General features: G+C 73.4%; 11 protein-coding genes. 1 reads left to right on the top strand and 10 read right to left on the bottom strand.

Translation table 11 applies throughout. The features are described from left to right. Positions 1-73: 73 nt before the first annotated feature. From OG357_RS32665 to fmt, 7 genes are all read right to left on the bottom strand, one after another. Complete coding sequence (locus OG357_RS32665) at positions 74-1,516, bottom strand: GuaB1 family IMP dehydrogenase-related protein (RefSeq protein WP_329624538.1); 1,443 nt, start codon at positions 1,514-1,516, stop codon at positions 74-76. 105 nt (positions 1,517-1,621) lie between these two features. Next, the gene (locus OG357_RS32660) at positions 1,622-1,954 is read right to left on the bottom strand and encodes a barstar family protein (RefSeq protein WP_329624537.1); all 333 of its coding nucleotides are present in this window, start codon (positions 1,952-1,954) and stop codon (positions 1,622-1,624) included. After that, positions 1,951-2,358 carry a ribonuclease domain-containing protein gene (locus OG357_RS32655; protein ID WP_329624536.1) on the bottom strand — a complete coding sequence of 136 codons (408 nt, stop codon included), beginning with the start codon at positions 2,356-2,358 and terminating at the stop codon, positions 1,951-1,953. The genes OG357_RS32660 and OG357_RS32655 overlap by 4 nt, the downstream gene beginning before the upstream one ends. 56 nt (positions 2,359-2,414) lie before the next feature. Further along, the gene (locus OG357_RS32650) at positions 2,415-3,464 is read right to left on the bottom strand and encodes a sugar-binding transcriptional regulator (RefSeq protein ID WP_329625763.1); all 1,050 of its coding nucleotides are present in this window, start codon (positions 3,462-3,464) and stop codon (positions 2,415-2,417) included. A gap of 135 nt (positions 3,465-3,599) precedes the next feature. Next, a complete protein-coding gene (rpe, locus tag OG357_RS32645; RefSeq protein ID WP_024760842.1) occupies positions 3,600-4,283 on the bottom strand; it encodes a ribulose-phosphate 3-epimerase in 684 nt (227 codons plus the stop codon). A 160-nt stretch (positions 4,284-4,443) separates the two neighbouring features. After that, positions 4,444-5,856 (bottom strand): RsmB/NOP family class I SAM-dependent RNA methyltransferase, encoded by a 1,413-nt coding sequence (locus OG357_RS32640; protein ID WP_329624535.1) that lies wholly within the window; start codon positions 5,854-5,856, stop codon positions 4,444-4,446. Positions 5,857-5,946: 90 nt separating this feature from the next. Then, positions 5,947-6,879 (bottom strand): methionyl-tRNA formyltransferase, encoded by a 933-nt coding sequence (fmt, locus tag OG357_RS32635; protein WP_329624534.1) that lies wholly within the window; start codon positions 6,877-6,879, stop codon positions 5,947-5,949. Positions 6,880-7,219: 340 nt separating this feature from the next. On the opposite strand from fmt, the gene OG357_RS32630 reads away from it, so the two are divergent. Next, complete coding sequence (locus OG357_RS32630; RefSeq protein WP_329624533.1) at positions 7,220-7,741, top strand: hypothetical protein; 522 nt, start codon at positions 7,220-7,222, stop codon at positions 7,739-7,741. Positions 7,742-7,817: 76 nt separating this feature from the next. Here OG357_RS32630 and OG357_RS32625 read toward each other — a convergent pair whose 3' ends face one another. The 3 genes from OG357_RS32625 to coaBC all read right to left on the bottom strand — a co-directional run bounded on the left by OG357_RS32625 (position 7,818) and on the right by coaBC (position 12,792). Further along, entirely contained in the window at positions 7,818-9,947 is a 2,130-nt protein-coding gene (locus OG357_RS32625; protein ID WP_329624532.1) for a primosomal protein N', read from the bottom strand. A 127-nt stretch (positions 9,948-10,074) separates the two neighbouring features. Continuing rightward, positions 10,075-11,283, bottom strand: a complete 1,209-nt coding sequence (gene metK / locus OG357_RS32620) for a methionine adenosyltransferase (protein WP_150272137.1) — start codon at positions 11,281-11,283, stop codon at positions 10,075-10,077. Positions 11,284-11,580: 297 nt separating this feature from the next. Further along, positions 11,581-12,792 carry a bifunctional phosphopantothenoylcysteine decarboxylase/phosphopantothenate--cysteine ligase CoaBC gene (gene coaBC / locus OG357_RS32615; protein ID WP_329624531.1) on the bottom strand — a complete coding sequence of 404 codons (1,212 nt, stop codon included), beginning with the start codon at positions 12,790-12,792 and terminating at the stop codon, positions 11,581-11,583. Between the last annotated feature and the right edge of the window lie 49 nt (positions 12,793-12,841).

Below are 12,841 nucleotides of genomic sequence, written 5' to 3'. Positions count from 1 at the left end.
CCGACGGTACGGGAACGCCGTGGGCCCCCGGGAGGATTTTCCCGGGGGCCCACGGCGTGAGAGACGAGAGGTACTAGCTCCAGCTGGCGTGCAGCGGCTTGCCCTCGGCGTAACCGGCGGCGGACTGGATGCCGACCACGGACTTCTCCTCGAACTCGGCGAGCGAGCCGGCACCGGCGTAGGTGCAGGAGGAGCGGACGCCCGCGATGATCGAGTCGATCAGGTCCTCGACGCCCGGACGGGTCGGGTCGAGGAACATGCGGGAGGTGGAGATGCCCTCCTCGAACAGCGCCTTGCGGGCGCGGTCGTAGGCGGACTCGTCGCTCGTGCGGTTCTTGACGGCGCGCGCGGAGGCCATGCCGAAGGACTCCTTGTAGAGCCGCCCGTTGGCGTCCTGCTGGAGGTCGCCCGGGGACTCGTACGTCCCGGCGAACCAGGAACCGATCATCACGTTCGACGCGCCGGCGGCGAGCGCCATGGCGACGTCGCGCGGGTGCCGGACGCCACCGTCGGCCCAGACGTGCTTGCCGTACTTCTTCGCTTCGGCCGCGCACTCCAGGACGGCCGAGAACTGCGGCCGGCCGACGCCGGTCATCATGCGGGTGGTGCACATGGCGCCGGGGCCGACGCCGACCTTGATGATGTCGGCGCCCGCCTCGATGAGGTCCTTGACGCCCTCGGCGGCGACGATGTTGCCCGCGACGATCGGGACCTGCGGGTCGAGCGCCCGGACGGCCTTGATCGCGGCGATCATCGACTCCTGGTGGCCGTGCGCCGTGTCGATGACGAGCGTGTCCACGCCCGCGTCGAGGAGCTGCTTGGCCTTGCCCACGAAGTCACCGTTGATGCCGACGGCGGCGGCGATGCGCAGCTTGCCCTCGGCGTCGGTGGCCGGGGTGTACAGGGTCGCGCGGAGCGCGCCCTTGCGGGTCAGGATGCCGACCAGGCGCCCGTCCTTGTCGACGGCCGGGGCGTAGCGGCGGTTGGCGTGGTCCAGCGTGTTGAACGCCTCGCGCGGCTCGATGTCGGCGTCGATGAGGAGCAGGTCCTTCGACATGACCTCGGACAGCTGGGTGAAGCGGTCCACGCCGGACAGGTCGGCGTCGGTGACGACACCGATCGGGCGGCGGTTCTCGTCGACGACGACGCCGGCGCCGTGGGCCCGCTTCGGCAGCAGGGAGAGCGCGTCGGCGACGGTCTGGTGGGGCTCCAGGACGATCGGGGTGTCGAGCACGTGGTGGCGGCTCTTGACCCACGCGATGACGTCGGTGACGACCTCGATCGGGATGTCCTGGGGGATGACGACCAGGCCGCCGCGGCGGGCGACGGTCTCGGCCATGCGACGGCCGGCGATGGCGGTCATGTTGGCGACGACCAGCGGGATCGTCGTCCCGGTTCCGTCCGGCGAGGAGAGGTCCACCGCCTGGCGGGAACCGACGGCCGAGCGGCTCGGCACCATGAACACATCGTCGTACGTCAGGTCGTAGGGCGGCTTGACGTCATTGAGGAAACGCACGTGCTGACATCCCAGTCGTTCGGATCGGCCCCTAGGCATTTCAGCCAGGGGAAAAAGCACGTAGTTCATTGTCCCACGCCTGTACGAATACCAGCCCCGGGCGAATCATCCGAGGCTTGCGGCAGGCGGTTCGTCGGATCCTACGAATCCCTCTCCCAGGGAGAGGAGGACGGAGAGGTGGGCGGGACGCTCGTCGACGGCCGTGGCGAAGACCTCCTGGGCGGTCTGCCACTCGTGGGGACGCGTCCTGGCGTACCCCTGCCAGCCGGTGACGACGAGGACGACGGGCTCGGGGAGATCGGTCAGGCAGTCGGCCAGGGCGTCCCAGTTCCGGCCGAACCACGCGGGCAGCGCGAGGGCGACGGCGCACCGGTCCATGAGGGCGGCCTTGTCCGTGACGCCGGCCAGGTCGAGGACGACGGCGTCGTCGAGTCTCATCCGAGCACCTCCCGGAAGGTCTCGTAGTGGTCGTCGGTCCAGTAGATCTCGCCGTCCCGCCCGGTGACGATCCGGCGCGCCCCGCGGTCGCGTTCGCCGGGGGTCTTCACGGTGTACTCGCGGTAGTGACCGCGTTCCTTCCGCGGCAGGATCCGCTCGAAGTTCGAGAAGACGGCGCCGTCCTTGGCGTACGGGTAGGGGCCGCCGCGCGCGATGAGGTCGAGCGTGCGCCGCGCCTCGGGCGGCAGGTCGGCGGCCCGTACGGTGGACAGGCCCGAGGTCCCGGTGGCCGCGGGTGCCGGCGTGCCCCTCGCCGTCGAAACCGAGTCGCTCGCGGTGGAGCATCCGGCCAGGAAGACGCAGAGGACGAGCACGAGGAGTACGCGAAGGGGCCGGAGCGACATGTCCCGAACATACCGTTACGGGATGGCTCCGGCCCCTGGAATCGTGTGGTGGCGGCTCAGCTGCCGTCGGGGTCCGTCCGGTCGAGTGCCGGGTGCGTGCCCGGGCTGGACTCGGTCAGCAGGTAGTCCGCCGCGGCGCGGTCCGTGACCAGGCTGGTGACGAGTCCGGAGCGGAGGACCGCCCCGATCGCCGCCGCCTTGCGCTGCCCGCCGGCGATCGCCACGACCTCGGGGATGCGCCGCAGCCGGTCCGCCTCGACGGTGATGCACCGCTCGCCCAGGTCGCGGCCGACGCGGCGGCCCTCGGCGTCGAAGAGGTGCGCGGACATCTCGGCGGCGACGCCCAGCGAGGCGTAGTGGGCGCGCTCCGCGTCGGAGAGCATGTCGTGGACGGTCGAGATGCCCGGCTCCCAGGAGCCGATGGACACGCAGGCGACCGTCACCTTGTCGAAGTACTCGAAGGCCCGTGCGATGCCGGTCTGGCTGCGCAGCGCCGCGGCGGTCGCCGGGTCCGGGAGCAGCATCGGCGCGTAGATCGGGTGCGCCTCGCCGCCGGAGACCTGGGCGGCACGCCGTACGGCCTCGACCGAGCCGCGCTCGGCGGTCCCGGCGTCGTACACGCCGGTGAGCTGCACGACCGTACAGGGCGGCAGCCGGTCGAGCGCCGCGGCCATGTGGATGGTGGAGCGGCCCCAGGCGAGGCCCAGGACGTCGCCCTCGGTGACCAGCTCGCCGAGCAGGTCGGCCGCGACCTCGCCGAGGTTCTCCGGGTCGGGCGACTCGTCCGCGGCCTCCGCCGGGGATTCGACGACGACGGCGTGGCGGAGTCCGTAGCGGGCACGGAGCGCGTCGGAGCGCTCGGCGTCCAGCTCGGCCGGCACGCGGATCTCGATGCGCACGAGGTCGCGCTCCAGGGCGGTCTCCAGGACCCGCGCCACCTTGAAGCGGCTCACGCCGAACTCCTCGGCGATCTGGATCTTGGACTTGCCCTCGAGGTAGAAGCGGCGGGCCATGGCCGCCGCCTGCACCAGCTCCGCGGGGCCCATCCGCAGGGCTGATCGTCCCGCCGACATACCGGCCACCGCGATCTCCTCACTGCTGTTCACGTACCGCTGTTCGCATACGGCTGTTCGCATACGGCTGTCGTTCACACTCTGGACTCGCCGTTCATCCTGTCAGATCCGGCGGGCCTTGATCAGTCCTGTCGGCGGCCCGACGGGCCGCGTTCATCCGGCGGAGGCTCAGTGGCCACATGCCCACGCGGCGGAGGCCGTCGTGGCCTCGGCGCGGGCCCGCAGCGAGGCCACGGCGGCCGCCGGGTCCGCCGCGCCGTAGACCGCCGAGCCCGCGACGAACACGTCGGCGCCGGCCTCGGCGCACCGCTCGATGGTGGATTCGGCGACCCCGCCGTCGACCTGGAGCCACAGCTCCAGACCGTGCTTGGAGATCAGCTCACGGGTGCGGCGGATCTTGGGCAGCATGATGTCGAGGAAGGCCTGGCCGCCGAAGCCCGGCTCGACCGTCATGATCAGCAGCATGTCGAGCTCGGGGAGCAGGTCCTCGTACGGCTCGATCGGCGTGGCCGGCTTGAGCGCCATCGAGGCACGTGCGCCCTTGGCCCGGATCTCCCGCGCGAGCCGCACGGGAGCGGCCGCGGCCTCCACGTGGAAGGTCACCGACCCGGCGCCCGCCTCCACGTACTGGGGCGCCCAGCGGTCGGGGTCCTCGATCATGAGGTGGCAGTCGAGCGGCGTCCCCGTCGCCCGGGCGAGCGACTCGACGATCGGCACCCCCAGCGTCAGGTTGGGCACGAAGTGGTTGTCCATCACGTCGACGTGCAGCCAGTCGGCGCCCTCGACGGCCTTCGCCTCCTCGGCGAGCCGGGCGAAGTCCGCGGACAGGATGCTGGGGTTGATCTGCGCCATGTGCCAAGCCTCCCACGTTCTTGGGTACTTCTTTGCCGCTGAGCGGTTTCGGATCCGGTCCAGACCAATTTCGGTACGAAGTGACGAGTCCTGGACCGGGACGGACCGGGAGAATGCGGTCAGGTGATCGAAGGGGCGGGTGCCCCGGGAGGCTCGGGGGTCAGACCGTGCGGCGCAGCAGCGCCAGATACATGGCGTCCGTGCCGTGCAGATGCGGCCAGAGCTGGATGTCCGGGCCGTCGCCGAGCGCCGGGACGCCGGGCAGCAGCGGACGGGCGTCGATCAGCTCGGCGCCGCCGACCTTCTTCAGGACGTCGTCGACGACCACGCGGGTCTCGGCCAGGTGCGGCGAGCAGGTCGCGTACCCGACGATCCCGCCGACGCGCACGGCCCGCAGGGCCTCCGTGAGCAGTCCGCGCTGGAGCGGGGCGAAGCCGTCCAGGTCCTCGGGGCGACGGCGCCAGCGGGCCTCGGGGCGGCGGCGCAGCGCGCCGAGACCCGAGCAGGGGACGTCCATCAGGACGCGGTCGAAGGAGCCGGGGCGCCACGGCGGGCGGGTGCCGTCGGCGGCGATGACCTGGTAGGGCCCGGGGTTGCCGGCGAGGGCGCGCTCGACGAGCCGGGCGCGGTGCGGCTGCTTCTCGGAGGCGAGGAGCGCGGCGCCGCGCTCGGAGGCGAGGGCGGCGAGGAGGGCGGCCTTGCCGCCGGGTCCCGCGCAGCCGTCGAGCCAGCGGGCGTCGGACCCTTCGAGCGGCGCGTTGGCGAGGGCGATCGCGACGAGCTGGCTGCCCTCGTCCTGGACACCGGCACTGCCGTCCTTGATCGCCTCGATGGCGCCGGGCTCGCCGCCCTCGGCCATCCGGAGGGCGTACGGGGACCAGCGGCCGGGCAGCGTCTCGGTGGCCGCGGCGAGCTCCTCGGTGGTGGAGCGGCCGGGGCGGGCGACGAGGGTGACCTCGGGGCGCTCGTTGTCGGCCTCCAGGAGGTCCTCGATGCCGGCGCGGCCGCCGCCGAGGGCGTCCCAGAGCGCCGAGACGACCCAGCGCGGGTGCGAGTGGACGACGGCGAGGTGGTCCTCGGCGTCCTTGTCGTACGGCGGGGCGACCTGCGCCACCCAGGCGTCGAGGTCCTGCTGCGAGATCTTCCGCAGCACGGCGTTCACGAACTTGGCCCGCCCGTCGCCGAGCACCACCCGGGCGAGCTCGACGCTGGCGGAGACGGCCGCGTGCGTGGGGATCCGGGTGCCGAGCAGCTGGTGGGCGCCGAGCGCGAGCACGTCGAGCACGGGCGGGTCGACCTCGCGCAGGGGCCGGTCGATGCAGGCGGAGATGATCGCGTCGTACGTGCCCTGGCGCCGCAGCGTCCCGTAGACGAGTTCGGTCGCGAGGGCCGCGTCGCGCCCGTCGAAGTCGCCCTTCTCCCGGGCCTTCTTGAGGAGCGGCGGCAGTACCAGGTTGGCGTAGGCGTCGCGCTCGTCCACCGCCCTCAGTGCCTCGAAGGCGAGCATCCGGACGGGGTCCTTCTGGGGCCTCCGGTAGGGCTTGTGGGGACGGCGACTTGCCTGCTCGCTCAAAGGTGCTCCGCGTGACGAAATGAAGAGGTCGAACCCTCCAAGACTACGTCCGCCGCGCCCCCACCCGCGCCCGGGGCGGCCGAGCCGCCCCTAGACTCCCAGTCGCTCGCCCGCGGCGATGCGGACGCCGCGCGCCCAGTCGGCGGCCTTCATCGGCTTCTTGCCCTGCGGCTGGACCCAGAGGAGCTCGACGGCGTACGAGCCGGTGCCCGCGTACACGTTGTTCTTGCCGACCGCGAGCTCGCCGGGGGCCAGGTCGGCGCGGTCCGGGAGGGGGGTGACCTGGATCAGCTTGAGGCGCTCGCCGCGGAAGACGGTCCAGGCGCCGGGCGCCGGGGTGCAGCCGCGGACCACGCGGTCGACCCGCAGGGCGGGGGCCGCGAAGTCGACGTGCGCGTCCTCGACCTGGATCTTCGGTGCGAGGGTGATGCCCTCGACGGGCTGCGGTACGGCCTGGAGGTTGCCGTCCTCGATGCCGTCCATGGTCGCGGCGAGCAGCCCGGCGCCCGCGAAGGCGAGCCGGGTCAGCAGGTCGCCGCTGGTGTCGGTCGGGCGGACGTCCTCGGTGACGACGCCGTAGACCGGGCCCGAGTCGAGGCCCTCCTCGATCAGGAACGTGGACGCGCCCGTCACCTGGTCGCCCGCCATCAGGGAGTGCTGCACCGGCGCCGCGCCGCGCCACGCGGGCAGCAGCGAGAAGTGCAGGTTGACCCAGCCCCGCGCCGGGATGTCGAGGGCGACCTTGGGAAGCAGCGCGCCGTAGGCGACGACCGGGCAGCAGTCCGGGGCGATCTCCCGGAGCCGGGCGAGGAAGTCCTCGTCACGGGGCTTGACCGGCTTGAGGACCTCGATCCCGGCCTCCTCGGCCCGCTGGGCCACCGGACTGGCGACGAGCCGCCGGCCGCGCCCCGCCGGGGCGTCCGGGCGGGTGACGACAGCGGCCACCTCGTGCCGGCCGGAGGCGAGCAGGGCGTCCAGGGCGGGTACGGCTACCTCGGGGGTGCCTGCGAAGACGAGCTTCATGGGTGGCGGCTGCCTGTCTGTCCGGGGGCGTTGCGAGCGACACACCAGTCTAGGGGGTGCCTTGTCGGCGAGCCCGGCCTGATCGACAAGGCACCCCCTATGGACGGCAGGCGCCGGACGGCAAGCGCCGGACGGCAGGCGTCAGGGGTGGCGTGGGGACCGGCCGCGCGCCACCCCCAGGGGCGTACGTGAGGACGAGCGCCCCGCGCATATGCGTGTACGCCCCCGCAGCGTGACCCAACTCCCGGTGGCGCGTTGGTCAAGAGAGATTGACCGAATCGGGTCGCCGCTCCCCCCCTGCGACCCGCCCCCTTTACACGCCGGTTCGAGAGGCTTTCACATGGCCGACCACGCAACCCACGACGCCCAAGCCCGGGCGAGTCTGCACCTGTTGGTGCGGGACATCGAGCGGGTCCGGCGGCAGGTGGACGCACTGCGCACGCTCACGGCCCAGTTGGGCAACGTCTACCGTCCCCGCCGCTCCGGCCCGTCGACGGGCTTCGTCGTCTACGGGCGCGCGCCCGCCCCGACCGTACGCCTCGCCCAGGAGCTGCGGGACAGCGTCGAGACCCTGGTGACCGCGGCGGTCGACTTCGACCGCTCGCTCGGTTTCTCGTGGGACGCGGTGGGTTCCGCGCTCGGTGTCACCAAGCAGGCCGTCCACCGCCGTTACGGTGCCCGGCGCGCGCCCCAGCCGGGCACCGTCGCCGAGCAGCAGGACCACGGTACGGAGCCGGGCGTGGCCCGTCCCCTTCCCTCGGTGCCCGCCGCCCGATCGATGCCGCCGCAGCCCACCTCGGGCAGCGCCACCCTCCGCGAGGACACGCGCCCGTCGGCCTTCCCCGGCCCGCGCAACGGCTGACCCGCCGAGCCTCCGACGGCCGCCCGCCCCACCGGGGCCGGCGGCCGTCGGGCGTACCGGCCGACGCCGGCGGGCCTCAGCCGATGTCCGGCGGGTCGACGCGGATCCGCACGGGTTCGCCCCCGCCGCGCGCGAGCCCGGCCGCCCGGGCCTGCTTGAGGGCCGCCGCCAGGGCCGCCCCGCTGCCCGGCGGCACCCTGACCAGGGCGCGGTCCCACTGCTCGCCGGGGGGCGGGTCACCGGGCCGGCGCGGCCCGCCGGGGCGGACCACCGGCAGCGGCACCGGACCGAGGACCTCCGCGTCGCCCGGCAGCCCCGCCACCGCGAGGAACCCCTCGACGGCCTCCGGCGGACCGGACACCGCCGCCATCCGGGAGACCGGCGGGAAGCCCAGTTCGGCCCGCTCGGCCAGCTCCCGCTGGGCGTGCCCCACCGGGTCCCAGCGGACGAGTGCCTGGACCGGCCGCAGCGTCGGCTCGGCGACCACGACCACCGTGCCGCCGTCGGGCTGGCCCCGCACCAGCGAGGCCGCGTCGATCCAGCGGCGCAACGCCTCCTCGCCCGCGCGCAGGTCGGGCCGGCCGAGCATGGCCCAGCCGTCGAGCAGCAGCGCGGCCGCGTAGCCGCCCTCGGCGACGGGTTCGGCGCCCGGGGTGGAGACGACGAGCGCGGGCCGTCCGGGCACGGTGTCCAGGATGTGGTCGCGCCCCGAGGTCCGTACGGGCACCGCGGGGAACGCCCGGCCGAGCTCCTCCGCCGTGCGCCGCGCGCCGACCACCTGGGCCCGCAGCCGGTTCGAGCCGCACGCCACGCAGTGCCAGTCGGGAGCTCCGTTACCGCACCAGCCGCAGCGCAGCTCCTGCTGCTCGGGGGCCTCCAGGGGTCCGGCGCAGTGGCGGCAGCGGGCAGGCGTGCGGCAGCGCTCGCAGGCCAGCCGGGGTACGTATCCGCGCCGGGGGACCTGGACGAGCACCGGCCCGGTCTTCAGCCCCTCCCGTACGGCCTGCCAGGCCAGGGAGGGCAGCCGGGCGGCGCGGGCGGCCTCGTCGCGGGCCAGCTCGCCGTCGCCGACGGTCCGGATCAGCGGGGCCGCCCTGCGGACCTGCTCGCGTCCGGCGGTCAGCGCCTTGGCCCAGCCGGACTCGACGAGCTGGGCCGCCTCGACGGTGCAGCTGGTGCCACCGAGGAGGAAGGCGCACCGGTCGTGGGTGGCACGCAGGATCAGTACGTCGCGCGCGTGGGGCTGCGGGGCGTGCGGCTCGCTGTGGCTGCCGTCGCCGTCGTCCCAGATGACGACGAGGCCGAGGTCCCGTACGGGGGCGAACATCGCGGCCCGGGTGCCGACGACGGCCCGCACGGAGCCGCGCCGGACGGCGAGCCACTGCCCGTACCGCTTCTCGGGGCCCGCGTCGGCGGTGAGCAGCGCGTGCCGCCCGGGCCCCAGGACCTCGGTCAGCGCCGCGTCGACCCGCCCGGCCGCCCGGCCGTCCGGTACGACGACGAGCGCACCCCGGCCGGATGCCAGGGTCGCGGCGACGGCCCGGGCGATCTCCTCGGCCCAGTGCGGTCCCGGCAGCGCGTTCCACACGGCTCGGGGCGCGCCGCCGCGCGCGAGGGAGTCCAGGAAGGCGGGCCCCTGCTCGTACCGCGTCCAGCTCCCCGGCTCCGGGGGCTTCGGCGGCGGCAGGGGCTCCGGCGAGGTCCGGCCTTCGGCGCGGGCGCTGCGCGGTGGCACGGCGAGCTGAAGCACGTCGGCGAGGCTGCCCGCGTACCGGTCGGCGACGGCCCGGGCGAGGCCGAGGAGCTCGGGGCCGAGGACCGGCTCGGGCGAGACGACGTCGGCGAGGGCGGCGAGGGGTCCGGAGTAGTCGGAGGTGGCCCGCCGCTCGACGAGGAAGCCGTCGATCAGCCGGCCGCCCTCGCGGCGCCCGTTCCGCACCTGGTGCGCGCCCGCCCCGAACCGCACCCGGACACGGACGCCGGGCCGGGCGGCGTCGTCCAGTTCCTCGGGGACCGCGTAGTCGAAGAACTGGTCGAGGTGGAGCGCCCCCTTGTTCACGACGACCCGGGCGACGGGCAGCTCCTTGGCCAGCGCGGCCCCTCGCCAGGTCCGCGGCTTGGCCTTCGGCACGTTCGCCTTCCGGACGGTCTCCCGAATGAGCGCGAGCTGCTCGGGCCCGTCGGAATTCTCCTTCTCGCTGCTCACAGCCCCATACCTACCAGACGGCACCGACAGTCGGGCAGACGGAAAGCCCGGTCCCCCAAGGGGTACCGGGCTTCCGTCACGTGCAGCCGGGAGTTCCGGGAGCTCTCGCCCTCCGGGACTCCGGGTATTACAGTCCGGCGGCCTTCTTCAGGGCGTCCACGCGGTCCGTGCGCTCCCAGGTGAAGTCCGGCAGCTCGCGGCCGAAGTGGCCGTAGGCCGCGGTCTGCGAGTAGATCGGGCGGAGCAGGTCGAGGTCGCGGATGATCGCGGCCGGGCGCAGGTCGAAGACCTCGCCGATGGCGTTCTCGATCTTCTCGGTGTCGACCGTGTTCGTGCCGAAGGTCTCGACGAAGAGGCCGACGGGCTCGGCCTTGCCGATCGCGTAGGCGACCTGGACCTCGCAGCGCGAGGCGAGGCCCGCGGCGACGACGTTCTTCGCGACCCAGCGCATCGCGTACGCGGCCGACCGGTCGACCTTCGACGGGTCCTTGCCGGAGAAGGCGCCGCCGCCGTGCCGGGCCATGCCGCCGTACGTGTCGATGATGATCTTCCGGCCGGTGAGGCCGGCGTCGCCCATCGGGCCGCCGATCTCGAACCGCCCGGTCGGGTTCACCAGGAGACGGTAGCCGTCGGTGTCGAGCTTGATGCCGTCCTCGACGAGCTGCGCGAGCACGTGCTCGACGACGAACTCGCGGATGTCGGGGGCGAGCAGCGACTCGAGGTCGATGTCGGAGGCGTGCTGCGAGGAGACGACGACCGTGTCGAGGCGGACGGCCTTGTCGCCGTCGTACTCGATGGTGACCTGGGTCTTGCCGTCGGGACGCAGGTACGGGATGGTCCCGTTCTTGCGGACCTCGGTGAGGCGGCGCGAGAGGCGGTGCGCGATGTGGATCGGCAGCGGCATCAGCTCGGGCGTCTCGTCCGAGGCGTAGCCGAACATCAGGCCCTGGTCGCCCGCGCCCTGCTTGTCGAGCTCGTCCTCGTCGCCTTCGACCCGCTTCTCGTACGCGGTGTCGACACCCTGCGCGATGTCCGGGGACTGCGACCCGATGGACACCGACACGCCGCAGGAGGCGCCGTCGAAGCCCTTCTTCGAGGAGTCGTAACCGATCTCGAGGATCTTGTTCCGGACGAGGGTGGGGATGTCCGCCCACGCCTTGGTGGTCACCTCGCCGGCGACGTGCACCAGGCCGGTGGTGATCAGCGTCTCGACGGCGACGCGCGAGGTGGGGTCCTCTCGCAGCAGTGCGTCGAGGATGGTGTCGCTGATCTGGTCAGCGATCTTGTCGGGGTGACCCTCGGTGACGGACTCCGAGGTGAACAGACGACGGGACACAACGCTCCCTGGGGTTGCAGCGGCTGCTGGCTACTCGTGACGGACCGGCAGGGGGCTGCGCCCCGCGACGTTCCACGAACAGTCTATCGGTCGTGGTCGGGCAATGGACCAGGTGTCTCGCCTGGCGAATGGTCGGCGGTGACCGGAACCGGCGTCCGGCCCGGCGGGAGCGCCCCTTCCGGTGGGGCGTAAATCACTCGGGAATCACTCGCGAGTCGGCGTTTCCCACCCTGCGGAACGCCTCCGCAGGGTGACACCGCGCCAGGATCGAGCGCGTCCGATCCCCCGTGAGGTCCGTCAGACAGTGGGGCGGAGAAGCGGCAGGGCCAGGTCCCAGACCGTCTCGGCGAGCGCCTCCTTGGGCCCGTACGGCACAGGGGTCTCGGCGCCGTCCGCCGCGAGCACGACAGCCTCGTTCTCCTCGGAGCCGAAGGTCTTGCGCTCCCCCACCTCGTTGACGACGAGCAGGTCGCAGCCCTTGCGGCGGAGCTTCTCGCGTCCGTTGGCGAGGACGTCGTCGGTCTCGGCGGCGAAGCCGACGACGACCTGACCCGGCAGGGCGCGGTCGGTGGAGAGCTCGGCGAGGATGTCGGGGTTGCGGACGAGTTCGACGGTCGGCGCTCCCCCGTCGTCCTTCTTCTTGATCTTCCCCGAGGCGTAGACGGCCGGGCGGAAGTCGGCCACGGCGGCGGCCATCACCACGGCGTCGGCGTCTCCCGCGGCCTTGAGGACGGCCTCACGGAGCTGGAGGGCGGTGCCGACGTGGACCACGTCGACCCCGGCGGGGTCGGGGATGCCGGTATTGGCCTCGACGAGCGTGACCCGGGCCCCGCGCGCGGCGGCCGCCCTGGCCAGGGCGTACCCCTGCTTGCCGGAGGAGCGGTTGCCCAGGTAGCGGACGGGGTCGAGGGGCTCGCGGGTGCCGCCCGCGCTGACCACGACGTGACGTCCGGCGAGGTCGGGGGCGGTGACGCCGCGCGCGACGATCCGCCGGCAGACCTCGAAGATCTCGGCGGGGTCCGGCAGCCGTCCCTTGCCGGTGTCGACGCCGGTCAGGCGGCCGACGGCGGGCTCGATGACGACGGCGCCGCGGCGGCGCAGCGTGGCCACGTTCTCCTGGGTGGCCGGGTGCTCCCACATCTCGGTGTGCATCGCCGGGGCGAAGACGACCGGACAGCGAGCCGTGAGCAGCGTGTTGGTGAGGAGGTCGTCGGCAAGGCCGTGGGCAGCCTTGGCCAGCATGTCGGCGGTGGCGGGGGCGACGACGACGAGGTCGGCGCCCTGGCCGATCCGTACGTGCGGCACCTCGTGGACCGACTCCCACACCTCGGTCGAGACGGGGTGTCCGGAGAGCGCGGACCAGGTCGCCGCGCCGACGAAGTGGAGGGCGGAGTCGGTGGGCACGACGCGCACGTCGTGGCCCGACTCGGTGAGCCGGCGCAGCAGCTCGCACGCCTTGTAGGCGGCGATGCCGCCGCTGACGCCCAGAACGACCTTCGGCTTCGTCACCACTGCCACTCCCCGCACTCGGACACTTTCCGCACTCGGATGCCTGCGC

Origin of the sequence: Streptomyces sp. NBC_01255, assembly GCF_036226445.1 — a bacterium.
Lineage (GTDB): Bacteria > Actinomycetota > Actinomycetes > Streptomycetales > Streptomycetaceae > Streptomyces.
Note: the sequence above shows the minus strand (reverse complement) of the source record. Positions and strands in the feature narration are given on the sequence as shown.

Coding starts and splice junctions, on each gene's coding strand:
- OG357_RS32660 (WP_329624537.1), bottom strand. CDS start 1,954: ATGAGACTCGACGACGCCGTCGTCCTCGACCTGGCCGGCGTCACGGAC.
- OG357_RS32630 (WP_329624533.1), top strand. CDS start 7,220: ATGGCCGACCACGCAACCCACGACGCCCAAGCCCGGGCGAGTCTGCAC.
- rpe (WP_024760842.1), bottom strand. CDS start 4,283: ATGGCGCAGATCAACCCCAGCATCCTGTCCGCGGACTTCGCCCGGCTC.
- fmt (WP_329624534.1), bottom strand. CDS start 6,879: ATGAAGCTCGTCTTCGCAGGCACCCCCGAGGTAGCCGTACCCGCCCTG.
- OG357_RS32655 (WP_329624536.1), bottom strand. CDS start 2,358: ATGTCGCTCCGGCCCCTTCGCGTACTCCTCGTGCTCGTCCTCTGCGTC.